Origin of the sequence: Nocardioides daedukensis, from assembly GCF_013408415.1 — a bacterium.
Lineage (GTDB): Bacteria > Actinomycetota > Actinomycetes > Propionibacteriales > Nocardioidaceae > Nocardioides > Nocardioides daedukensis.
In genome coordinates, this window is record NZ_JACCAA010000001.1 from 674,790 (window position 1) to 695,888 (window position 21,099).

19 protein-coding genes are annotated in these 21,099 nt (G+C 69.1%); 6 read left to right on the forward strand and 13 right to left on the reverse strand.

Annotation, left to right across the window (positions count from 1 at the left end):
• The first annotated feature begins 4 nt into the window (after positions 1 to 4).
• Positions 5 to 931 (forward strand): COX15/CtaA family protein, encoded by a 927-nt coding sequence (locus BJ980_RS03380; RefSeq protein ID WP_179500984.1) that lies wholly within the window; start codon positions 5 to 7, stop codon positions 929 to 931.
• A gap of 20 nt (positions 932 to 951) precedes the next feature.
• Here BJ980_RS03380 and BJ980_RS03385 read toward each other — a convergent pair whose 3' ends face one another.
• Positions 952 to 1,917 (reverse strand): heme o synthase, encoded by a 966-nt coding sequence (locus tag BJ980_RS03385; RefSeq protein ID WP_179500985.1) that lies wholly within the window; start codon positions 1,915 to 1,917, stop codon positions 952 to 954.
• Between the two features lie 109 nt (positions 1,918 to 2,026).
• Here BJ980_RS03385 and tkt point away from each other — a divergent pair, with 109 nt between their 5' ends.
• The 5 genes from tkt to BJ980_RS03410 are packed head-to-tail and all read left to right on the forward strand — an operon-like array spanning position 2,027 to position 8,412.
• On the forward strand, positions 2,027 to 4,132 hold the full coding sequence (tkt, locus tag BJ980_RS03390; protein ID WP_179500986.1) for a transketolase: 2,106 nt from the start codon (positions 2,027 to 2,029) through the stop codon (positions 4,130 to 4,132).
• 59 nt (positions 4,133 to 4,191) lie between these two features.
• Positions 4,192 to 5,289: a transaldolase gene (gene tal / locus BJ980_RS03395; RefSeq protein WP_179500987.1), complete on the forward strand. Its 1,098-nt coding sequence runs from the start codon at positions 4,192 to 4,194 to the stop codon at positions 5,287 to 5,289.
• Positions 5,286 to 6,923, forward strand: a complete 1,638-nt coding sequence (locus BJ980_RS03400; protein WP_179500988.1) for a glucose-6-phosphate isomerase — start codon at positions 5,286 to 5,288, stop codon at positions 6,921 to 6,923. The genes tal and BJ980_RS03400 overlap by 4 nt, the downstream gene beginning before the upstream one ends.
• On the forward strand, positions 6,920 to 7,645 hold the full coding sequence (pgl, locus tag BJ980_RS03405; RefSeq protein WP_179500989.1) for a 6-phosphogluconolactonase: 726 nt from the start codon (positions 6,920 to 6,922) through the stop codon (positions 7,643 to 7,645). The genes BJ980_RS03400 and pgl overlap by 4 nt, the downstream gene beginning before the upstream one ends.
• Positions 7,642 to 8,412 (forward strand): tyrosine-protein phosphatase, encoded by a 771-nt coding sequence (locus BJ980_RS03410; RefSeq protein WP_179500990.1) that lies wholly within the window; start codon positions 7,642 to 7,644, stop codon positions 8,410 to 8,412. Before pgl ends, BJ980_RS03410 begins: the two co-directional genes overlap by 4 nt.
• Positions 8,413 to 8,417: 5 nt before the next feature.
• On the opposite strand, the gene BJ980_RS03415 is transcribed toward BJ980_RS03410, so the two are convergent.
• The 12 genes from BJ980_RS03415 to uvrA all read right to left on the reverse strand — a co-directional run bounded on the left by BJ980_RS03415 (position 8,418) and on the right by uvrA (position 21,051).
• On the reverse strand, positions 8,418 to 8,777 hold the full coding sequence (locus BJ980_RS03415; protein WP_179500991.1) for an RNA polymerase-binding protein RbpA: 360 nt from the start codon (positions 8,775 to 8,777) through the stop codon (positions 8,418 to 8,420).
• A gap of 20 nt (positions 8,778 to 8,797) precedes the next feature.
• Complete coding sequence (secG, locus tag BJ980_RS03420; protein ID WP_179500992.1) at positions 8,798 to 9,037, reverse strand: preprotein translocase subunit SecG; 240 nt, start codon at positions 9,035 to 9,037, stop codon at positions 8,798 to 8,800.
• A 52-nt stretch (positions 9,038 to 9,089) separates the two neighbouring features.
• Positions 9,090 to 9,890 (reverse strand): triose-phosphate isomerase, encoded by an 801-nt coding sequence (gene tpiA / locus BJ980_RS03425; protein ID WP_179500993.1) that lies wholly within the window; start codon positions 9,888 to 9,890, stop codon positions 9,090 to 9,092.
• Positions 9,891 to 9,895: 5 nt separating this feature from the next.
• Positions 9,896 to 11,113 carry a phosphoglycerate kinase gene (locus BJ980_RS03430; RefSeq protein ID WP_179500994.1) on the reverse strand — a complete coding sequence of 406 codons (1,218 nt, stop codon included), beginning with the start codon at positions 11,111 to 11,113 and terminating at the stop codon, positions 9,896 to 9,898.
• A gap of 44 nt (positions 11,114 to 11,157) precedes the next feature.
• The gene (gap, locus tag BJ980_RS03435) at positions 11,158 to 12,165 is read right to left on the reverse strand and encodes a type I glyceraldehyde-3-phosphate dehydrogenase (protein ID WP_179500995.1); all 1,008 of its coding nucleotides are present in this window, start codon (positions 12,163 to 12,165) and stop codon (positions 11,158 to 11,160) included.
• A gap of 90 nt (positions 12,166 to 12,255) precedes the next feature.
• Positions 12,256 to 13,242, reverse strand: a complete 987-nt coding sequence (gene whiA, locus BJ980_RS03440) for a DNA-binding protein WhiA (protein WP_179500996.1) — start codon at positions 13,240 to 13,242, stop codon at positions 12,256 to 12,258.
• Between the two features lie 11 nt (positions 13,243 to 13,253).
• On the reverse strand, positions 13,254 to 14,207 hold the full coding sequence (locus tag BJ980_RS03445; protein ID WP_179500997.1) for a uridine diphosphate-N-acetylglucosamine-binding protein YvcK: 954 nt from the start codon (positions 14,205 to 14,207) through the stop codon (positions 13,254 to 13,256).
• Positions 14,204 to 15,085 carry an RNase adapter RapZ gene (rapZ, locus tag BJ980_RS03450; protein ID WP_179500998.1) on the reverse strand — a complete coding sequence of 294 codons (882 nt, stop codon included), beginning with the start codon at positions 15,083 to 15,085 and terminating at the stop codon, positions 14,204 to 14,206. Before rapZ ends, BJ980_RS03445 begins: the two co-directional genes overlap by 4 nt.
• 5 nt (positions 15,086 to 15,090) lie before the next feature.
• Complete coding sequence (gene uvrC, locus BJ980_RS03455; RefSeq protein WP_179500999.1) at positions 15,091 to 17,058, reverse strand: excinuclease ABC subunit UvrC; 1,968 nt, start codon at positions 17,056 to 17,058, stop codon at positions 15,091 to 15,093.
• 44 nt (positions 17,059 to 17,102) lie between these two features.
• A complete protein-coding gene (locus BJ980_RS03460) occupies positions 17,103 to 17,513 on the reverse strand; it encodes a Rieske (2Fe-2S) protein (protein ID WP_343047671.1) in 411 nt (136 codons plus the stop codon).
• A 75-nt stretch (positions 17,514 to 17,588) separates the two neighbouring features.
• Positions 17,589 to 18,065, reverse strand: coding sequence for a Rieske (2Fe-2S) protein (locus tag BJ980_RS03465; RefSeq protein WP_179501000.1), 477 nt, complete (start codon positions 18,063 to 18,065; stop codon positions 17,589 to 17,591).
• 4 nt (positions 18,066 to 18,069) lie between these two features.
• A complete protein-coding gene (gene uvrA / locus BJ980_RS03470; RefSeq protein ID WP_179501001.1) occupies positions 18,070 to 21,051 on the reverse strand; it encodes an excinuclease ABC subunit UvrA in 2,982 nt (993 codons plus the stop codon).
• Positions 21,052 to 21,099 lie beyond the last annotated feature (48 nt).

The following is a 21,099-nucleotide window of genomic DNA, read 5'->3' on the forward strand; positions in this document are numbered from 1 at the left end:
GGGAATGACCTCGCGCATCGCACCGCCGGCACTGGCCAGGTTCCTGTGGCCGTTGGCCGTGGCCAACATCCTGGCCAACATCGGCATCGTGGTGACCGGCGCAGCGGTCCGGCTGACCGCGTCCGGACTGGGCTGCCCGACCTGGCCCAAGTGCACCGAGGCGTCCTACCGCGCCCACGGGGAACTGGGCCTGCACGGCGTCATCGAATTCGGCAACCGACTGCTGACCTTCGTGCTGGCCGCCGTGGCGATCCTGTGCTTCCTGGCCGCGGTCGCCGCCAAGGACCGGATCGCCATCCGGCTGTCGTTCCTGATCGGGCTCTACATCCCCGCGCAGGCCGTGATCGGTGGGATCACCGTGCTCACCGACCTCAACCCGTGGGTCGTTGCCCTGCACTTCCTGTCGTCGATGGTGATCATCATGATCTGCTTGGCGCTGCTGGACCACCTGCGCAGCCCGACCCGGCCGGCCGCGCGAGCAGGCCAGCGGGCCACCGCGTGGGCGATCTTCGCCGTGGGCTGGGTCGTGCTCTACCTCGGGACCGTCGTCACCGGGGCCGGCCCGCACGCCGGTGACCTGGACGCGAAGCGCAACGGGCTCGACCCGCAGACGACGTCACTGCTGCACGCTGGCTCGGTGACACTGCTGATCGTGCTCACCGTCGTCCTGCTGGTGCTGGCCGTCAGGGCCGGCGACCGGTGGCTGAGCGTGGTCACCGGCAGCCTGCTGGCCCTCGAGCTGCTCCAGGGCACGATCGGCTGGGTGCAATATGCGCTCGACCTGCCGGTCCTGCTGGTCGCCCTGCACATGCTGGGCGCCAGCCTCATCTCCGCGGGCCTGGCCCGGGTCCTGCTGGCCACGCGGGCGCACACGTCGGAGGCGACCAGGACCGGTCGACTGCTGGCCTGGGCAGCCGGGCACCGCCCCTAGCCCGACGACATCAGCGTGGGTCAGCCGCCGAGGTGGATCAGCGGGTCGATCGCCACGGCCACGAAGAGCAGGCTGAGGTAGAGGTTCGAGTTGTGGAAGAGCCGCATCGGCTTGATCTCCGCAAGGACGTCGCTGCCCTTGGCCCGGCGCCACATCTTGTGGGCCTCGACCAGGAAGACCGCGCCCAGGACGACCGCACAGGCCGGGTAGAAGTAGCCCGTGTCCGCCACCGGCCACAACAGCAGCGAGGTCGCCACCATCACCCACGAGTAGATGACGATCTGACGGCCGACCTCTGCAGCAGGCTTCACCACGGGCAGCATCGGGACGTCGACGTTCGCGTAGTCCTCGCGATAGCGCAGCGCGAGCGCCCAGGTGTGCGGCGGGGTCCAGAAGAAGACGACCAGGAACAGGATGACCGGGGTCCAGGCCAGCTCGTTGGTGACCGCCGTCCAGCCGATCAGCGCCGGGAAGCAACCGGCCAGCCCACCCCAGACGATGTTCTGGGTGGTGCGTCGCTTGAGCAGCATCGTGTAGACGAAGACGTAGAACGCGTTGGCGCCCAGGGACAGGCCCGCGGAGAGCCAGTTCACGAAGAAACCAAGGACCAGCGTCGAGGCCACGGCGAGAACTGTGGCGAAGACCAGCGCCGAGGTGGCCGAGACGATGTGGCGCGGCAGCGCGCGACGACGGGTGCGTCGCATCTGCTCGTCGATGTCGCGGTCATAGACGCAGTTGTAGGTGGAGGCCGAGCCGGCGGACAGCGTGCCGCCCACGACGGTGGCGAGGACCAGCCAGAGGTCGGGCACTCCGCGCTCGGCGAAGAACATCACCGGCACCGTGGTCAGCAACAGCAGCTCGATGACCCGAGGCTTGGTCAGCCCGACGTACGCACCGATCACATCGGAGATCGAGGCGCGTTCGGGGTCGGCAGGAGCCGCACCCTCCTGCTGCCGCGCAGAAGCTGACTGGCCGACGTACGTCACGAAAACCTCGGATGGAGAAGACTGGAGTTGCTGGAGCCGGGGTCGAGTCTATCCCTCGGGATGAGTAGGCTCGGAGTTGCCGTCACATCTGTCACGAGAGGATCCTCACTTGACCACCGAATCCGCCGCCCTGGAGTGGACCGAGCTCGACCGCAAGGCGGTCGACACAGCGCGTGTCCTGGCCATGGACTCGGTCCAGAAGGTGGGCAACGGGCACCCTGGAACAGCGATGAGCCTGGCCCCCGCGGCCTACCTCCTCTTCCAGAAGGTCATGCGCCACGACCCGAGCGACACCTTGTGGCGCGGACGCGACCGCTTCGTCCTGTCCTGCGGTCACTCGAGCATCACGCTCTACACCCAGCTGTTCCTCGGCGGTTTCGGCCTCGAGCTGGATGACCTGAAGGCGCTGCGCACGTGGGGCTCGAAGACCCCCGGTCACCCCGAGGTGCACCACACCGCCGGCGTCGAGACCACCACCGGTCCGCTGGGCCAGGGCATCGCGAACGCCGTCGGGATGGCAATGGCCGCCCGTCGCGAGCGCGGCATGCTCGACCCGGAGACCCCGCAGGCCGACTCCCCGTTCGACCGACACATCTATGTGATCGCCTCCGACGGTGACATCGAGGAGGGCGTCGCCAGCGAGGCGTCCTCGATCGCCGGGACCCAGCAGCTCGGCAACCTGACGGTCATCTATGACCGCAACCGGATCTCCATCGAGGGCGACACCGACATCGCGCTCTCCGAGGACGTTGCCAAGCGCTACGAGGCCTACGGCTGGCACGTCGAGGTCGTCGACTGGACCACGGGCGGCACCGGCTACAGCGAGGACGTCCCGGCCCTGCACGCCGCGATCACCACCGCCCGGAGCATCACTGACAAGCCCAGCATGATCGTGCTCGACACGATCATCGCCTGGCCGGCCCCGACCGCACAGGGCACCGAGGCCGCCCACGGCAGCGCACTCGGTGACGAGGAGGTCGCCGCCACCAAGGTGGTCCTGGGCTGGGACCCGGAGAAGACCTTCGAGGTGCCCGAGGACGTCCTGGCGCACACGCGTGGCCTGGTCGACCGGGGCGCCGCGCTGCGCAAGGAGTGGGACGAGCGTCTCTCCGCCTGGGGCGAGGCGAACCCCGAGGGCAAGGCGCTCCTCGAACGGACCAGCCGTCGCGAGCTGCCCGAGGGCATCGCCGCGGCGCTCCCTGCGTTCCCGGCAGACGAGAAGGGAGTCGCCACCCGCGCCGCGAGCGGCAAGGTGATCAACGCGATCGCGCCCCTGATGCCCGAGCTGTGGGGCGGCTCGGCCGACCTGGCCGGCTCCAACAACACCACCATCAAGGACGCTCCGTCCTTCATCCCCGAGAGCCGCTCCTCGCAGGAATGGACCGGGGACCCGCTCCGCGGCCGCGTGCTGCACTTCGGCATCCGCGAGCACGCGATGGCCTCGATCATGAACGGGATCACGCTCGACGGCCTGACCCGTGTCTTCGGCGGCACCTTCCTGCAGTTCGCCGACTACATGCGCCCGGCCGTGCGCCTCGCCGCGCTGATGGGCGTCCCGGCGACCTATGTCTGGACCCACGACTCGATCGGCCTCGGTGAGGACGGACCCACCCACCAGCCGATCGAGCACCTCGCCGGTCTGCGGGCCATCCCCGGCCTCGACGTGGTCCGCCCGGCCGATGCCAACGAGACCGCTGCCGCCTGGCTCGCTGTGCTCGAGCGCACCGATCGCCCGGCCGGCCTGTGCCTGACCCGCCAGGGCGTGCCGACCTTCCCCCGGGGCGAGGACGGCTGGGCCGACACCAGCAACGTCGCCCGCGGCGGCTACGTCCTGATCGACGCCGAGGGTGGCGAGCCGGACGTCGTACTGATCGGCACCGGCTCGGAGGTCCAGCTCGCCGTGACCGCCCGTGAGCAGCTCGCTGCCAAGGGCATCAAGGCGCGCGTCGTCTCGATGCCGTGCATCGAGTGGTTCAACGAGCAGGACGAGGCCTACCGCGCCTCCGTCATCCCGGTCTCCGTGAAGGCCCGCGTCTCCGTCGAGGCGGGCATCGCGCAGGGCTGGCGTGAGCTGGTCGGCGACGCCGGGCGGATCATCTCCATCGAGCAGTACGGCGCCTCTGCCAACTACCAGCGCATCTACGACGAGTACGGCGTCACGGCCGAGGCCGTCGCGTCCGCCGCGGAGGAGAGCATCAGCGCAGCGCGCGCCTGACCGAACGAGCCGGTGTCCGGCCGAGGCAGTCAACGACCCGAATTCCCAGGAGGAACAGAATGTCCGAACGACTCAAGTCCCTGGCCGCCGCCGGTGTCTCGGTGTGGCTCGACGACCTTTCGCGTGAGCGATTGGAGACCGGAAACCTGGCTGCGCTGATCGAGGACTCCTCGGTCGTGGGCGTGACTACGAACCCGACCATCTTCGCCGGTGCCATCGGTGCGGGCGATCGCTACAACGACCAGGTCGCCTCCCTCGGCGCCGAGGGCAGGACCGTCGACGAGGTGATCACCGCGCTCACCACCGACGACGTACGCGCGGCCTGCGACCTGTTCGCAGACGTGCACGCCGCCACCCCGCAGGACGGACGTGTCTCCATCGAGGTCGCGCCGGGCCTGGCCCACGACACCGAGGGCACCGCCGAGCAGGCCGTCGAGCTGTGGGAGAAGGTCGACCGTCCCAATGTGCTGATCAAGATCCCGGCCACCGAGGCCGGGCTCCCCGCCATCCAGCAGGCGACCGCGAGAGGAATCAGCGTCAACGTGACGCTGATCTTCGGCATCGACCGCTATCGCAAGGTGATGGACGCCTACCTCGCCGGGCTCGAGGAGGCCGCGGCAGCAGGCATCGACCTCTCCACGATCCACTCCGTGGCGTCGTTCTTCGTCTCCCGCGTCGACTCCGAGGTGGACGCCCGGTTGGAGGCGATCGGCAGCGACGAGGCGATGGGGCTGCGCGGCAAGGCCGCACTGGCCAACGCCTGGCGTGCCTGGGCTGCCTATCAGGAGGTCTTCACCTCCGAGCGCTTCACCGCACTGGCCGGAGCCAACGTGCAGCGTCCGCTGTGGGCGTCGACCGGCGTGAAGAACCCCGACTACCCCGACACCCTCTATGTCTCCGAGCTCGTCGTGGACGGGGTGGTCAACACCATGCCGCAGAAGACGATGGACGCCTTCGCCGACCACGGCGAGGTCACCGGTGACACCGTGACCGGGCGCAAGCCCGAGGCCGACGAGGTGTTCGCCGCACTGGAGCGGGTGGGCATCGACTTCGACGACGTCCTCGTGGTCCTCGAGGACGAGGGTGTGCAGAAGTTCGTCGCGTCCTGGGATGAACTTGTCGAGACCGTGAAGGGTCAGCTCGGGAGCACGCGATGACGGAGTGGGACGATAACTCCGGACCAGGAGCCCACCTGGGTCTCTGCTTCCCCGACGAGTCGGCCTACGCCGCCACCGTCGAGACTCTCGTCGCCGACGAGGTGGGCAGCCGGATCACCGCCGAGGACCCCACTCTGTGGGGCCCGGAAGCCGAGGAGGAGGCAGCCAAGCGGCTCGACTGGGTGTCGCTGCCCCGCAGCTCCCGCTCGCTGCTCACCGAGATCGCCGACCTCCGCGCCGATCTCGTGGCGCGAGGCCTGACCCGAGTGGTGCTGTGCGGGATGGGCGGCTCCTCGCTGGCCCCTGAGGTGATCTGCGCGGCCGCAGGCGTGCCGCTCGAGGTGCTGGACTCCTCCAACCCGGACACGGTGCGCGATGCCACCTCCGGCGACCTGACCTGCACCGTCGTGGTCGTCTCGAGCAAGTCCGGCGGCACCGTCGAGACCGACAGCCAGAAGCGCGCCTTCGAAGCAGCCTTCAAGGACGCCGGGATCGATCCAACCGAGCGGATCATCGTGGTCACCGACCCCGGCTCCCCCTTCGACAAGGGCGCGACCGTGGACGGCTATCGGGTGTTCCGCGCCGACCCGGACGTGGGCGGCCGCTACTCCGCGCTCACCGCGTTCGGCCTGGTCCCCTCGGGGCTGGCCGGCGCCGACATCGAGGCGCTGATGGACCAGGCCGAGGCCTTGCTCCCGGCGCTGGCGCTCGACTCGAACGACAACCCCGGTCTCCGCCTCGGCGGCCTGCTCGGACTGGCCGCCACCCAGCGGGTGGACAAGCTCGTGCTCGCCAACGCCGGTGCGGAGTTCGCGGGGTTGGGCGACTGGATCGAGCAGCTCGTGGCCGAGTCCACCGGGAAGCACGGCCACGGCCTGCTGCCCGTCGTGGTCGGGTCGGTCGACGCCCCCAACTTCACTCCCAGCACTGCTGACTCGATCCTGGTCAGCTATGGCCCTGATTCCCCCTTCGACGACGTACGACCGGCATCGGGGTTCGGCGCGGCCGTCGACGCACCCTTGGGCGCGCAGATCCAGCTCTGGGAGTTCGCGACCGCCGTCGCCGGACGGGTGATCGGGATCAACCCCTTCGACCAGCCCGACGTGGAGAGCGCCAAGCAGGCGGCCCGGGAGATGCTGGACGGACCGGACAAGGTTCCGGCGCCGCGCTTCGTCGACGGTTCCTTCTCGGTCCACGCGGGTGACTGGCTGCCGAGCACGGTGACCACTGCCCGCGAGGCGATCGAGACGCTCCTGGGCACCATCGTCCCGGCGAGCGGATATCTCGCGGTGCACGCCTACCTCGATCGCCACCGCGACGCCGACCTGGCCGACGTACGTCGTTCCCTCGCCACCCGCACCACCCGCCCGGTGACGTTCGGATGGGGGCCGAGGTTCCTGCACTCCACCGGGCAGTACCACAAGGGCGGACCGGCCACCGGGGTCTATCTCCAGATCACCACCGAGCCGGTCGAGGACCTCGAGGTTCCAGGTCGCGAGTTCACCTTCCAGGAGTTCTTCGGCTCCCAGTCGGTCGGCGACGCCCAGGTGTTGGCGGCCAAGGGACGCCCGGTCCTGCGGATCCACCTCGCCGAACCGGCGGCCGTCACCGAGCTGGGACGGTTGCTGCGATGAGCAGCGACGTCCGGGTCCACCCAGGTGCCGAGTCCCTCGCCGAGGCCGTCGCCGAGGCGCTGATCGCCCGGCTCAGCGACATCCAGGCAGAGGGCCGGGTGCCGGTCGTCGGGCTGACCGGCGGAACCATCGCCGCTGCGGTGCACCGCAAGGTCGCCTCGTCGCTCAACGGCTTCGATGTCGACTGGGACGAGGTCGACTTCTGGTGGGGCGACGAACGCTATGTCGACTCGAACAGTGGCGAGCGCAATGCGCGCCAGGCCCGCCGCGACCTGCTCGACCAGATCGAGGCCGACCCCGGACGGATCCACGAGATGCCCGGCACCGACTCGGGTCTCGCGCTCGCGGACGCCGCCGAGGACTACGCCGCGACCCTGCGTACCGAGGGCGGCGGCAAGTTCGACGTGCTCTTCCTCGGCATCGGGCCCGACGGGCACATCGCGTCGCTCTTCCCCGGCTCCGAGGCCGTGACCACCACCGGTGCCCTCACGGTGCCGGTGAGCGACTCCCCCAAGCCGCCGGCGCAGCGGATCAGCCTCACCCTCGAGGCCCTCAACCACGCGGATGCGGTGTGGTTCATCGCCTCCGGGGCAGGCAAGGCCGACGCCGTCGCCGCGGCCCACGCCGACGGATCCGTGACCGAGATCCCGGCACGCGGCGTCACCGGGCAGAACGAGACCGTGTGGTGGCTCGACCGGCAGGCAGGGTCAGCACTCGGATGACCGCCGCCATCAACTGGCTCGACCTGGACGGGGTCGTCAACATGCGCGACCTGGGCGGTCTGCCCACCACCGACGGCACCACGATCCGCGAGGGCAGGCTGCTCCGCTCCGACAACCTCCAGGACCTCTCACCGTCGGCTGTGCAGCACCTGGTCGAGGAGCTGGTCCTCACCGATGTCGTGGATCTCCGCAGTCACCACGAGGTCGAGTCGGAGGGACCGGGGCCGCTGCACGCGTGGTCCCGGGTCGCGCACCACCACCTGACCCTGTTGCCCGACATGGACGCGAGCTCCGGGCCGGTGGACGCCCTGCTGGTCAAGCGCGACCGCGCGCGTCGCGATGACGACCACTGGGCCAGCCATTACCTGGGCTATCTGGAGCACCGTCCCGAGTCGGTGCTGGCCGCGCTGCGGGTGATCACCCAAGCCTCCGGGGCAACCGTCGTGCATTGCGCGGCAGGCAAGGACCGGACCGGCACCGTGGTCGGGATGGCCCTCGCGGTCGCCGGGGTCACCGAGTCCGCGATCGTGGCCGACTACGCCGCGTCCGCGCAGCGCATCGACCAGATCCTCGCCCGCCTCGCTCCGCGGCCGACGTACGCCGGGGTGCTGAAGGGCGATCCGTCACGGCAGCGGCCGAAGGCCGAGTCGATGGCGCGGTTCTTCCGTGCCCTGCACGCGAAGTACGACGGCCCCGAGGGCTGGCTGGCGAGCCACGGCTGGTCTGACGCCGACCGCCAGGAGCTGCGGGCGGCGCTGCGGGACTGAGTCCCTCAGAAGATGATGTCGCCGGACTTGCGACGGGAGCGCAGGGTGGCGATCGCCTCGTCCAGGATGTCGGCCGCCTCCTGGTCGGAACGGCGCTCCTTCACATAGGCGAGGTGCGTCTTGTAGGGCTCGATCTTCGGTGCCGGCGGAGGGTTCTCCTGGTCCAGGCTGGCCGGGAGCCCGCAACGGGGGCAGTCCCACGAGTCGGGGACGTTCGCCTCGCTGGAGAAGGTGACCACCGAACGGTGGTCGTGCGAGCAGAAGTAGGTCACGCTCTGACGCGGCGCTGCCTCTCCCCGCTCGGCCTCGCCCATCGGGCCGGCGCCGACCCGGCTTCCCCGGATTGCATTTCCTGCACCAGCCACGTGTCAGTTCCTCTCGAGTCTCAGACGCCGTTGTAGGCCATCAGGAGCGACAGCGCGAAGATCGTCGCCGCCCAGATGACACCGATACCGACCGTGAGCCGGTCGAGGTTGCGCTCGGCAACCGACGAACCTCCGAGGTTGCTGGAGACGCCGCCACCGAACATGTCGGACAGACCGCCCCCGCGACCCTTGTGCATGAGGACCAGGAGGATCAGCACGGAGCTGGTGATCACGAGGATGATGGTGAAGAGCAGAGTCACGTCGGCAACCCTAACCCACACCTGCGCGGAACCAGCAAGAGCACCACGGAGCTCACAGCACCGGCATGTCGTAGAACCGGCAGACCCCGCCGAACTCGTCGGCCTGGAGGCTCGCGCCACCCACCAACGCCCCGTCGATGTCGTCCTTCGCCATGATGCCCGCGACGTTCGCGGCCTTCACCGATCCGCCGTAGAGCACGCGCAGCGCAGCACCCGTCTCCTCGCCGTGCACCTCGCTGACGCGGGCGCGGATCGCGGCGCAGACCTCCTGTGCGTCGTCCGGGGTGGCCACCTCGCCGGTGCCGATCGCCCACACGGGCTCGTAGGCAACGACGAGGCCGGAGACCTGCTCTGCGGAGAGTCCGGCCAGGGAGCCGTCGAGCTGGGCCAGGGTGAACGCGACGTGCTCGCCGCTCTGGCGGACCTGCAGACCCTCGCCGACGCAGACGATCGGAGTCATCGCGGCTGCCAGGGCCTTCTTGGCCTTGGCGTTGACGATCTCGTCAGACTCACCGTGGTGCTCGCGCCGCTCGGAGTGACCCACGACGACGTACGAGCAACCGAGCTTGGCCAGCATGCCGGCCGAGATCTCGCCGGTGAACGCACCCGAGTCCTGGGTGGACACGTCCTGTGCGCCGTAGCGGATCTTGAGCCGGTCACCGTCGACCATGGTCTGCACCGAGCGCAGGTCGGTGAACGGCGGGATCACCACCACCTCGACCTTGTCGTAGTCGTGGCGCTTGTCGGACAACGTCCAGGCCAGCTTCTGCACCAGGACGACTGCCTCCTGGTGGTTCAGGTTCATCTTCCAGTTGCCCGCCATCAGTGGGATGCGGGTCTGCCTCTTAGCCATGATCGTCAGCCTTCGTCCAAGACAGTGATACCGGGGAGTTCCTTGCCCTCGAGGTATTCGAGGCTGGCGCCGCCGCCGGTGGAGATGTGCCCGAAGGCCGCTTCGTCGAAGCCGAGCTGGCGGACCGCGGCTGCGGAGTCCCCGCCACCCACCACGGTGAGCCCCTCGACCTGGGTCAGGGCCTGGGCCACGGCGCGGGTCCCGGCCGCGAACTCGTCGACCTCGAAGACCCCCATCGGGCCGTTCCAGAAGACCGTCCTGGCGTCGGCCAGTGCGGCGGCGAACGCCGCGCTGGACGCCGGGCCGATGTCGAGCCCGAGCGCGTCGGCCGGGATCGCGTCGGCTGCGACCACCTGCGGCTGCGGGGCGCGGTCGCCCGAGGGGAAGGCGGTGTCCACGACCACGTCGTTGGGAAGCAGGATCTGCACCCCCGATTCGGCGGCGCGCTGGAGGTAGTCGCGGCAGACGTCGAGCTGGTCCTCCTCGAGCAGGCTCTTGCCGACCTCGTGGCCCTGGGCCTTGAGGAAGGTGAACACCATGCCGCCGCCGATCAGGAGTCGGTCGGCCTTCTCGAGCAGGTTGTCGATCACGCCGAGCTTGTCCGAGACCTTCGAACCACCCAGCACCACCGCATAGGGGCGCTCCGGGTCCACGGTGAGACGACGGAGTACGTCGATCTCGGTGGCCACCAGGGTGCCCATCGCGTGCGGGAGGCGCTTGGCCACGTCGTAGACGCTGGCCTGCTTGCGGTGCACGACCCCGAAGCCGTCGCTGACGTAGCCGTCGGCCAGGGCTGCCAGCTCGTCGGCGAAGGCGCCACGCTCGGCCTCATCCTTGCTCGTCTCGCCACGGTTGAAGCGGACGTTCTCCAGCACGGCGACCTGACCGTCCTCGAGCGCGGCGACGACCTCGGTGGCGCTCTCCCCCACGGTGTCGGTGGCGAAGGCGACCTGTGCACCCAGGAGCTCGCCCAGACGGACTGCGACCGGGGCCAGCGAGTAGGCGGGATCAGGGGTGCCCTTGGGCCGTCCCAGGTGCGCGGCCACGATCACCCGCGCCCCGGCCTCGACCAGCGCGCGGATCGTCGGGATGCTGGCCCGGATCCGCCCGTCGTCGGTGATGCTCGTGCCGTCCAGCGGCACGTTGAGGTCGGATCGGACGAGGATGCGCTTGCCGCTGAGGCTGCCGCCGAGTGCGGACGCGAGCGAGTCGATGCCTGCCATGACTTCCTTGTTCTTGGGGTGCGGTCTGGATCGTGTGCGGGGAGTCAGAGCGTGGAGCCGACGTGGCCGATCAGGTCGACCAGTCGATTGCTGTAGCCCCATTCGTTGTCATACCAGCCGACCACCTTGACCTGGTTCCCGATCACCTTGGTCAACGGAGAGTCAAAGATGCATGACGACGGATCCGTGACGATATCGGACGAGACGATCGGGTCGGTGGAGTACTTCACGAAACCGGAGAACGCGCCCTGCGCGGCCTCTTCGAACAGGGCGTTGATCTCCTCGACCGTGGTGTCCCTCGAGGCCTCGAAGGTGAGGTCGGTGACCGAGCCCGTGGGCACCGGCACCCGCAACGCATAGCCGTCCAGCTTGCCCTTCAGCTCGGGCAGGACGATGCCCAGCGCCTTCGCCGCCCCGGTCGAGGTGGGCACCACGTTGAGGGCTGCGGCACGCGCTCGGCGCAGGTCCTTGTGAATGTTGTCCTGGAGGTTCTGGTCCGCGGTGTAGGCGTGGATCGTGGTCATCAGGCCGCGATCGATGCCGATGCCGTCGTTGAGGATCTTCGCCATCGGAGCCAGGCAGTTGGTCGTGCAGGACGCGTTCGAGATCACCGTGTGCGCCGCGCCGTCGTACGTCGTGTGGTTGACGCCCATCACCAGCGTGACGTCCTCGTTGGTCGCCGGCGCGGAGATGATCACCTTGCGAGCGCCACCCTTGTCGACGTGGGCACGGGCCTTGTCGCCGTCGGTGAATAAGCCCGTCGACTCGACCACCACGTCGACGCCCTCGTCACCCCAGCCGATGTTGGCAGGGTCGCGTTCGGCGAACGCGCGGATCCGACTCTCCCCCACGCTGATCGCACCCTCGCCGGAGCTGACCTCCGCATCGAGCCTGCCCAGGATGGTGTCGAACTTGAGGAGGTGGGCGAGCGAGGCGTTGTCGGTCAGGTCGTTGACCGCGACCACCTCGATGTCGGCGCCCGAGGCACGCACCGCCCGATAGAAGTTGCGACCGATCCGGCCGAATCCGTTGATTCCTACTCGAACTGTCACGTGGTGCCACTCCCTGTCGGTTGCGGGTGGACTATCCGGTTCGGAACGAGACTAGCCGCTGTGCCGATGACGCACGTCACACAAGGAGGCTCAGGATTCCTCGACCAGCATGTCGGGGGTCAGCGAGGACTCCGTGTCGGGGATGCCGAGCTCCTCGGCGCGCTTGTCGGCCATCGCCAGCAGGCGACGGATGCGGCCGGCGATCGCGTCCTTGGTCAGCACGGGGTCGTGGAGCTGGCCGAGCTCCTCGAGCGAGGCCTGCTTGTGCTCGAGCCGCAGGTGACCGGCCAGCTGAAGGTGGTCGGGAACCTCGTCACCGAGGATCTCCAAAGCCCGCTCCACGCGGGCGCCGGCAGCGACTGCTGCGCGCGCCGAGCGGCGCAGGTTGGCGTCGTCGAAGTTGGCCAGGCGGTTGGCGGTGGCGCGCACCTCGCGGCGCATCCGGCGCTCCTCCCAGGCCATCAGGGATTCGTGGGCACCCAGCCTGGTCAGGAGGGCTCCGATCGCGTCGCCGTCGCGGATCACCACCCGATCCACGCCACGCACCTCGCGGGCCTTGGCCTGGATGCCGAGACGGCGGGCGACGCCGACCAGGGCCAGCGCTGCCTCGGGACCCGGACAGGTGACCTCGAGTGCGGAGGAGCGTCCGGGCTCGGTCAGCGACCCGTGCGCCAGGAACGCGCCACGCCACGCGGCGACCGCGTCGCAGCCACCGCCGGAGACCACCTGGGGCGGGAGGCCACGAACTGGCCTCCCCTGCTGGTTGAGCAGACCGGTCTGGCGGGCCAGTGCCTCACCGTCCTTGACCACCCGCAGGACATAGCGGCTGCCCTTGCGGATGCCGTTGCCCTGCACCATCGCCACCTCGGCCTGGTGGCCGAAGATCTCCGCGATGTCCGTGCGCAGCCGGCGTACGGCCGCTCCGGTGTCGAGCTCTGCCTCGACGACGACCTTGCCGCTGATGATGTGAAGTCCGCCCGCGAAGCGCAGGGTTGTGGACACCTCAGCCTTGCGGCAGCATGTCTTGGTTGTCTGGGTGCTCGCGAGCTCCGACTTCACCTGTGCCGTCATCGCCATGGGGCCGATCCTTACACACCGCGCATGATCCGCGCATAGGCGCCTGCCAACTTCTCGGGGTCGTGCCGGGGCGACCCGTCGTCCATCGACACGTCCTCGATCACGAGCTGCGCGCCGAGGCCGACGACCACCTGCTCCAGGAGCTCGGCATCGGGAACCGCTCGTGGATCGGCGAGCACCGTGTGCACGGCGAGATCGGGGGCATGGTGCAGCAGCGCTCCCAGCAGGTCCTCGGGCTGGTAACCGGAGGTCTCGCCCTTCTGCTCCTCCAGGTTGAGTACGACGATCACCCGGCCGTCGCTGCCGGCGATGGCCCGGTGCAGGCCGGGCACGATCAGGTGCGGGATCACCGAGGTGAACCAGCTGCCGGGGCCGAGCACGATCCAGTCGGCGCTGTTGACCGCCTCGATCGCCTCGGGGCAGGGCTCGGGGTCCGGAGGATCGAGCTGGATCCCGGTCAGGTGCCCCTCGGTGCGGGCGACCGCGACCTGTCCCTGCACGTGCGTGAGCACATCGGGGTCCGCGGGGTCCAGGCCGCGCACCTCGGCATGGATGTCCATCGGGGTGATCGCCATCGGCAGCACCCGCCCGTGGGCGCCGAGCAGCCGGCCGACCCACTCGAGGGCTGCTACGTGGTTGCCGAGCAGCTCCCACAGGCCCACGATCAGCAGGTTGCCGACGGTGTGCCCCTTCATCTCGCCGGTGCCGTCGAAACGGTGCTGCAGCAGTCGCGCCCAGGTCTGGCCCCACTCGTCGTCGCCGCACAGCGCGGCCAACGCCATCCGCAGGTCCCCGGGCGGGAGCACGCCGAACTCCCCGCGCAGCCGACCCGAGGAGCCGCCGTTGTCGGCGACGGTGACGATCGCGGTCAGCTCGTCGACGACCCGTCGCAGGGCGGACAGCGATGCGTGCAACCCGTGCCCCCCACCGAGGGCGACGACGGAGGCATCGACCTGGCCGCTCACTCGTTCCCCAGGTCGCGGTGCTGGGCGCGGGCGTCATAGCCCTGCTCCCGCAGCCGCGCGGCGACTGCCTCGCTCATCGCCACCGACCGGTGCTTGCCGCCGGTGCAGCCGATCGCGACGGTCAGGAACCGCTTGCCCTCGCGTAGATAGCCCGCGGCCGCCGTGGCGATGACGGGGACGAATTGATCGATGAACTGCTGTGCGTCGGGACGGGTGATGACGTAGTCGGAGACGTCCGGGTCCGTGCCGTTCATGGCGCGCAGGTCGGGCTCCCAGTAGGGGTTGGGCAGGAAGCGCATGTCGGCCATGAAGTCCGCGTCGACGGGGATGCCGTATTTGAACCCGAAGCTGACCACGGTGATCTTCAGCGTCATCGCCTCGGGGGTGCCGAAGTGCTCCGCGATCTTCGAGGCGAGCTGGTGGACGTTGAGGTTGCTGGTGTCCACCAGGACGTCGGCAGTGCCGCGCAGCGGCGCCAGCACCACGCGTTCGCGCTGCAACCCGTCGAGCAACCGGCCACCCTCCTGGAGCGGGTGCGGACGCCGTGCGGCGTCCTGTCGGCGGACCAGCACGTCGTCGTCGGCCTCCAGGAAGAGCAGCGTGGTCCGGCGGCTGATCGCCTTCTGCTCGATGTTGGCACGTAGGGTCTCGAAGAAGGCACCCGAGCGCACGTCGACGACCACCGCGATCGGCTGGTCGGTGCCGGAGTCCTCGTTGACCAGGTGCACGATGTCGGGCAGCAGCGAGGGCGGCAGGTTGTCGACCACGAAGTAGCCGAGGTCCTCGAGCTCCTTGGCGGCCGTGGACCGGCCGGCACCGGTCATCCCGGTGACGACGACGAGCTCGCCGGCTCGTTGGTCGGGTTCGGGTGTGCTCATTGGCATCAGTGCTCCTCGACTTCCCCGGTGGCGGTGTTCACGCTGACAGTCTTGCTGGTCGAGGCCCCCACTGCATCCTTGATCGCCGCAGCCGTTGCCGGACCGATACCGGGGACCTGGGCCAGCTCCTCGACGGTGGCCGTCTTGAGCTTGCGCAGCGAGCCGAAGTGCTTGATCAGGGTCTTGCGGCGGACCTCCCCCAGACCCGGGACGTCGTCGAGCAGGCTCTCCACCATCGTCTTCGAGCGACGGCCGCGGTGATGGGTGATCGCGAACCGGTGCGCCTCGTCGCGGATCCGCTGCAGCAGGTAGAGGCCCTCGCTGGACCGGGGCAGGATCACCGGGTCCTCCTCGCCCGGCACCCAGACCTCCTCCAGCCGCTTGGCCAGGCCGCAGACCGGAATGTCGTCGATGCCGAGCTCCTTGAGCGCCGCAACCGCCGCGGCGACCTGGGGCGGCCCGCCGTCGACCACGACCAGGCCGGGCGCATAGGCGAACTTGCGTGGCCGACCCGTCTCGGGGTCGACGAGCATCGGCCCCTCGGTCTCGTCGGTGCTGACCTGGGCGCTGGTCGCCTGCTCGTCGAGCATCCGGCGGAACCGGCGGGTGATCACCTCGTGCATGGAGGCGACATCGTTCTGGCCGTCAACCGACTTGATCACGAAGCGGCGGTATTCGCCCTTGCGGGACAACCCGTCCTCGAAGACGACCATGCTGGCCACGACCTCGGTGCCCTGCAGGTTGGAGATGTCGTAGCACTCGATCCGCAGGGGTACGTCGTCCAGCGTCAGCGCGGCCTGGATCTCCTCCAGCGCCCGGTTGCGGGTGGTCAGGTCGCTGGCGCGCTTGGTCTTGTGCAGGCCCAGGGCCTGCAGGGCGTTGCGTGCCACCGTGGCCTGGAGCGTCTTCTTGTCGCCACGCTGCGGGACCCTGATCGCGACCCGGCCGCCGCGGCGCTCGGCGAGCAGTTCCTCCATGGTCTCCAGCTCGGGCGGCAGTGCCGGGACGAGGATCTCACGCGGGATCGTGTCACCCTCCTCGCCGCCGTAGAGCTGGAGCAGGAAGTTCTCCACCAGCTGGCCGGTGTCCCCCTCCTCGACGCGGTCGGCGACCCAGCCGCGTTGGCCGCGGATCCGGCCGCCGCGCACATAGAAGATCTGGACGGCGACCTCGAGCGGGTCCTCGGCGACTGCGATCACGTCGGCGTCGGTGCCGTCGCCCAGGACCACCGCCTGCTTCTCGAGCGCCTTGTTCAGGGCGCCCAGGTCGTCGCGCAGCCGGGCCGCCTTCTCGAAGTCGAGCGCGTCGGAGGCGGCGTACATCTCCTTCTCGACGCGCTTGACGAAGGCGCTGGTCTGGCCGCCCATGAAGTCGCAGAAGTCGTCGACGATCGCACGGTGCTCCTCCGCGCTGACGTTGCCGACGCAGGGCGCCGCACACTTGTCGATGTAGCCGAGCAGGCAGGGTCGGCCGATCTGCGCGGACCGCTTGAACACCCCGTTGCTGCACGAGCGCATCGGGAAGACCCTCAGCAGCAGGTCGACGGTCTCCCGGATCGCCCAGGCATGCCCGTAGGGACCGAAGTAGCGGGTGCCCTTCCGCTTGGCACCCCGGCCCACCATCACCCGCGGGAACTCCTCACCGACGGTGACCGCGAGCCACGGATAGGACTTGTCGTCGCGATATTTCACGTTGAACCGCGGGTCGAACTCCTTGATCCAGGAATATTCGAGCTGCAGCGCCTCGACCTCGGTGTTCACCGTCGTCCACTCGACCGCTGCCGCGGTGGTGACCATGGTGGCCGTCCGAGGGTGCAGGTTGACGATGTCCTGGAAGTAGGACGTCAGGCGTGAGCGGAGGTTCTTGGCCTTGCCGACATAGATGACCCGGCCCTTGGCGTCCCGGAACTTGTAGACGCCCGGCTGCGTCGGAATCGAGCCGGTCTTGGGGCGGTAGGTCGACGGATCAGCCACGCCGCAACCCTACGTCCGGGCACTGACAGGCCGACCGGTGCGCCTCAGGCAGCGGTGATCTGTCCACCCTTGACCGTGATCGCGATCTCGGGGAGTCCCTCGGGTGCCGGCCCACCGGCGACGCTGCCGTCCGCGATGGCGAAGGCGCTGTTGTGGCACGAGCAGTCGATGGTCGTGGAGACGCCCGTCACCAGGCAGCCCTGGTGGGTGCAGGTGGCGGAGAATGCCTTGAACTCCCCCGCCGTCGGCTGGGTGATCACGATCTTCTCCTCGTCGAGGATCAGGCCACCGCCCACCTCGATGTCGCTCGTCTTCGCCAGCACGGTGCCCGCGTCGGGTGCGGCCGGCTTGTCGCTGGACCCACCGCCGCAGGCGGCGAGGAGGGGTACGCCGACCCCGACCACGGCGGCACCGCCGAGGGCCCGACGACGACTGAGGCAGGTGCTGGGCTCCACGGCGATCTCCTTGTTGGCTGGGGCTGCGCCCAAACCTAGCGAACCCGTTGAAACGTCAACAGCCACGCGCCTGGCTCAGTCGAGATTGATCTGGTCGCCGGTGACGCTGAGGTCCCGCGACTCCAGCGGGGACGGGGCCGGTCCACCCTGGACGCTTCCGTCACTGAGGGAGAACTTGCTCTGGTGGCAGCCACAGTCGATGGTCGTGCTCACGGCGCTGACGATGCAGCCCTGATGGGTGCACACAGCAGTGAAGCCCTTGAACTCCCCCGCCGTCGGCTGGGTGACCACGAGCTTCTCCTCGGCCAGGATCACCCCGCCGCCGACCGGGACGTCCTCGGTCGAAAGCAGGCCTGTCGACGCCTCGGCCGAGGGTGGCGAGGAGCTCTCCGACTCGTCGGCCGGCGCGCTGGGTGTCGCCGAAGTGCCTGTGCCAGTGCCTGGATCGGTGGCCTTGCTCGGTGAGTCACCGCCACCACAGGCAGCCAGCGTGGGCAGGGCGAGCCCGGCAGCGGTGAAGCCACCGAGGGTGCTGCGTCGACTGAGGTCCATGGACCTAGTCTGCCGTCGATTTCCTTGCTGCGGCAGTGCGCTTGCTGGTCGACTTCGTCGCTGCTGCCTTCTTCGCCGGACGCGTGGCCGTCTTCTTGGCCGCCTTCTTCACCGGCGCCTGCCCGGGCACGACGCCGAGGATCGGCGCCAGGAAGCGACCGGTGTGGCTGGCCGGGTTCGCCGCCACCTCTTCGGGCGTTCCCTCGGCGACCACCGTTCCGCCACGCGATCCGCCCTCGGGCCCCATGTCGATGAGCCAGTCGGCGGTCTTGATCACGTCGAGGTTGTGCTCGATGACCAGCACTGTGTTGCCCTGGTCGACCAGGCGGCCCAGCACCAGCAGCAAGCGGCTGATGTCCTCGAAGTGCAGACCCGTCGTGGGCTCGTCGAGGACATAGACGGTGCGACCGGTCGAGCGCTTCTGCAGTTCGCTGGAGAGCTTGACCCGCTGCGCCTCACCACCGGACAGGGTGGTGGCCGGCTGGCCCAGGCGGACATAGCCGAGACCGACCTCGACCAGGGTCTTCATGTGCCTGGCGATCGCGGGCACCGCGGCGAAGAACTCGGCAGCCTCCTCGATCGGCATGTCGAGGACCTCGGCGATGGTCTTGCCCTTGTAGTGCACCTCGAGCGTCTCGCGGTTGTAGCGCGCGCCGTGGCAGACCTCGCACGGGACGTAGACGTCGGGGAGGAAGTTCATCTCGATCTTGATCGTGCCGTCACCCGAGCATGCCTCGCAGCGCCCGCCCTTGACGTTGAACGAGAAGCGGCCCTGGAGATAGCCGCGCATCTTCGCCTCGGGCGTGGAGGCGAAGAGCTTACGGATGTGGTCGAAGACGCCGGTGTACGTCGCCGGGTTGCTGCGCGGCGTACGACCGATCGGCGACTGGTCGACGTGGATGACCTTGTCGACGTTCTCGATCCCGGTGATCCGGCGGTGCCGGCCCGGGACGGTGCGCGCGTTGTAGATCTGCTTGGCCAGCGAGGTGTAGAGGATGTCGTTGACCAGCGTCGACTTCCCCGAGCCGGAGACACCCGTCACGGCACAGAACACCCCGAGCGGGAACGAGACGTCGACGTCCTGCAGGTTGTGCTCGGTGGCTCCGTGCACGGTGAGGTCGCGGCCCTTGGTCAGCGGACGGCGTACGTCGGGGACGGGGATCTGGCGACGACCCGACAGAAAGGCGCCGGTGGAGGAGTCCTTGTCGTCGAGGAGCTCCTTGACCGTGCCGGAGACGACGACCTGGCCACCGTGCTCGCCGGCACCGGGACCGATGTCGACGACCCAGTCGGCGGCGCGGATGGTGTCCTCGTCGTGCTCGACGACGATCAGGGTGTTGCCGAGGTCACGCAGGCGCACCAAGGTCTCGATGAGTCGCTGGTTGTCGCGCTGGTGCAGGCCGATGGACGGCTCGTCGAGGACGTAGAGGACGCCGACCAGGCCGGCTCCGATCTGCGTCGCGAGGCGGATCCGCTGTGCCTCACCACCCGAGAGCGAGCCCGACGGCCGGTCGAGGGAGAGGTAGTCGAGGCCGACGTCGAGCAGGAAGTTGAGCCGCTCCTGGATCTCCTTGAGCACCCGCTCGCCGATCTGGCGCTCCCGGACGCTCAGGTCGAGGGTGCGCAGGTGGTCGGCGGTCTCGTTGATCGGCAGGGCGCAGAGCTCGGCGATGTTGAGGCCACCGGCCTCGCGGCTGCCCAGGGTGACCGCCATCGAGACCGGCTTGAGCCTGCTCCCCCGACAAGCCGGGCAGGGCACCTCGCGCATGAACCCCTCGAAGCGGTCCCGGCTGGTGTCGGTCTCCGCCTCGCGGTGGCGACGCTCGATGTAGGGCCGGACGCCCTCATAGGCCGCGTAGTAGGAGCGCTCGCGGCCGTAGCGGTTCTTGCTGCGCACGTGCACCTTGGTGGGGTGGCCGTCGAGGATGATCCGCTGGAACTCGGGCGAGAGGTTCTCCCACGGGGTGTCGACATCGAAGCCGAGCTCGTCACCCAGCGCCTTGAGGAGTCGCCCGAAGTAGTCCGCCACGTGTGCGCCGCTCCACGGCTGGATCACGCCTTCGGCGAGGGTGGCCTGCGGGTCGCTCACGACCAGCTCCGGGTCCACCTCCATCCGGGTGCCGAGGCCGGAGCACACCGTGCACGCGCCGAACGGGGAGTTGAACGAGAACGAGCGCGGCTCGAGGTCGTCGGTGTCGAGGGTGTGGTCGTTGGGGCACGACATCTTCTCCGAGAACTTGAGCTCGCGCTCGGGGTCCTTGGCATCGCGGTCGACGAAGTCGAACACGACCAGACCACCGGCCAGGCCCAGCGCGGTCTCCACGGAGTCGGTGAGCCGGCGCTTGGCCGAGCCCTTCACCGCGAGCCGGTCGACGACCACCTCGATGGTGTGCTTCTTCTGCTTCGCCAGGGTCGGCGGCTCGGCGAGCTGGTGCGTCTCGCCGTTGATCCGAGCCCGGGAGAACCCCTGGCCCTGCAGCGAGCGGAACAGCTCGACGTACTCGCCCTTGCGGCCGCGGATGACCGGGGCCAGCACCTGGAAGCGGGTGCCCTCGTCGATCTCCATGATCCGGTCGACGATCTGCTGCGGGGTCTGCCGTTCGATCGGCGCACCACAGGTCGGGCAGTGCGGACGACCGGCGCGCGCATAGAGCAGGCGCAGGTAGTCGTAGACCTCGGTGATCGTGCCGACGGTGGAGCGCGGGTTCTTGGAGGTGGACTTCTGGTCGATGGAGACCGCGGGCGAGAGGCCCTCGATGAAGTCGACGTCGGGCTTGTCCATCTGGCCGAGGAACTGACGCGCATAGGCCGAGAGCGACTCGACGTAGCGTCGCTGCCCCTCGGCGAAGATCGTGTCGAAGGCAAGGCTGGACTTGCCCGACCCGGACAACCCGGTGAAGACGATGAGGGCGTCTCGCGGCAGGTCGAGCGAGACGTCCTTAAGGTTGTGTTCGCGGGCACCGCGGATGATGAGTTGATCGGCCACGGACATACCTTACAAGGTGGTTCGAACAGGTGTTCGTGATCACACGCC